Below are 1,936 nucleotides of genomic sequence, written 5' to 3'. Positions count from 1 at the left end.
AGGATAACGGAGAGGTTAACCTCTTCATGTAAATGTCAAACCTTCAAATTGAATCTATATACTTTTTAATGACGACAACTTTTCCATTCTGAATTTCTTTTAGCAGTTCCTGTTTCATTTTTTCTAATAAACGATCCACGTCATCTTCAGTACGAATTTCGACTTGACCGGACGGTATCATGACTTGGATGAATCGTGAGATTGGCACTTCCACTTGACGATCATCGCCGTCACTCGTTTCCGACTGATATTGTACATACAGTTCATACACTTTTTCTTCCAAACGACGCAAATCGTTTGTCGCCATTTGTGTGTAGGAGTAGACGCGGGAAATGCTGTCCATATCCTTCAACTGTTCAATACGTACTTGCAGCTCTTCTAATTCATGTTGAACCATTGCTTTGATCTCTTCGATGCTGTACCGCTCTTTCAACTCTTCCATCTTGCGGCGAATTTCTTCCATTTGTTCGAGCTGAGCGCCCAGTTCTTTTTTTACAAAATTCGTAAGTTCTGTTCTTAATTTCTCGTTTAAGATTGGTAGATTAGGAATTTCTCGATAAGGATGATCCATTGTCAAGATGGAAACAATTTGATTTTTAATTTTTTGTACTTCCATTTGATTTTTGGCGATATCTAAATCATCCGAACGCTCTTTTAATAGACGGACACTTTCATCAAAATAGCGAATGGCCGTTTTTGTATAAAACGCAGATAAAGTTTGTATATCCTCAAGCCATTCCTCCAAATCTTCATCCAACTCAATGAATTCCTCAACGAGATTCTCGCTCTTGGAATAAGACAACAATTCTTCAATGTTATTCTTTAATTTCGCGAGCTGAATGCCGCCTGGATATGGATATTGCGGATCTTCATATTCTTTTATTTTCAGCATCTTTGTTATTGGTTCTAAGAAATGTTTTTGCATTTGCTCGCGAATGTTCTTTGCAATTTCATCATACGTGTCGCCAACATCGTAGCAGTTAAATAGCTCCCGCATCATTTCTACGACGATTTTACGTTTGTGGCTTGGAATGGCGATTTGCGCCTCAATCATTACTTTTTCGCGTTCAGACGCTTTTGTAATCCGAGAAATAAACTGTGGATGACTCGTATCAAAACTTTCTCCTAAATACGTTAATTTTATTTTTCCATCATGCATTAAAGCAGCTACTAATCCGGTAATATCGTTTTCGCTCCAGCCGTAAGGCGCGCTTTTAAATTTTTCTACAAGCAATTTCATCGTCACCATTTGCCGGTTGCGGCTTTGTTCAAGGAAACGAAACACCGTGTCATACGCAAGATGGTTGGCAAACGTTCCATCTAATTTCGCTGGAAGACCTTTTGTTGCCCATTCATAAATCGTATCGTTCGCGTTTTTGACAGGAACCGGCTCCTCCATATAGCTTAAGTAGCTGTACGTATTACGGACAAGAATTTCAAAAGCACTTTGCAGCTGATTTTCTAAACTGCCGTTAAAACGGTACTCTTGTCCTTGCACATAGTAAGTCGCATGCACCGCCGCTTCGGCTAGCGCTTCCTTAGCTTTCTTTTCAAATTCGGTGATTTGTTGGCGTTTTTCATCCAGTATTTTACGTTGTCTTTCCGTTAAGCTCGTTGAAATTTTTTTATTTGCATAGGATCGGATTTTCAACGCGTATTCCATCGGTTCAAAAAACTTTTCGGTAAATTCTTGTGGAATATGCATGACTAAAATGCCTGAGTTTGCCTCGGCTCGCGCTTGTTCTTCCGTGACATCTCCCGTGTATACTTGAAGGGTTAGTTCATTCGTTCGCCCACCGCGAGTGTACGTATCAAATATTTTATTGAATTCAAAGTCATGTGTTTTTTGATAACGATATGATTTCATTTGCACGATATCTTCGAAAAATATTTTGCCCAACTCATCAATGACATTTGCTTCGTTAATATGTTCGTG

Annotated in this window: 1 pseudogene; it reads right to left on the bottom strand. The window is 39.1% G+C overall.

Annotated features, from left to right (window positions below):
• Positions 1-43: 43 nt before the first annotated feature.
• Positions 44-1,936: pseudogene (locus VU18_RS15985) on the bottom strand (BREX system P-loop protein BrxC); the annotation flags it as partial.

Source organism: Geobacillus sp. ZGt-1, from assembly GCF_001026865.1.
Classification (GTDB): domain Bacteria; phylum Bacillota; class Bacilli; order Bacillales; family Anoxybacillaceae; genus Geobacillus; species Geobacillus thermoleovorans.
The sequence above is the reverse complement of the archived record's forward strand: the minus strand, read 5'-3'. Positions and strand labels throughout refer to the sequence as shown.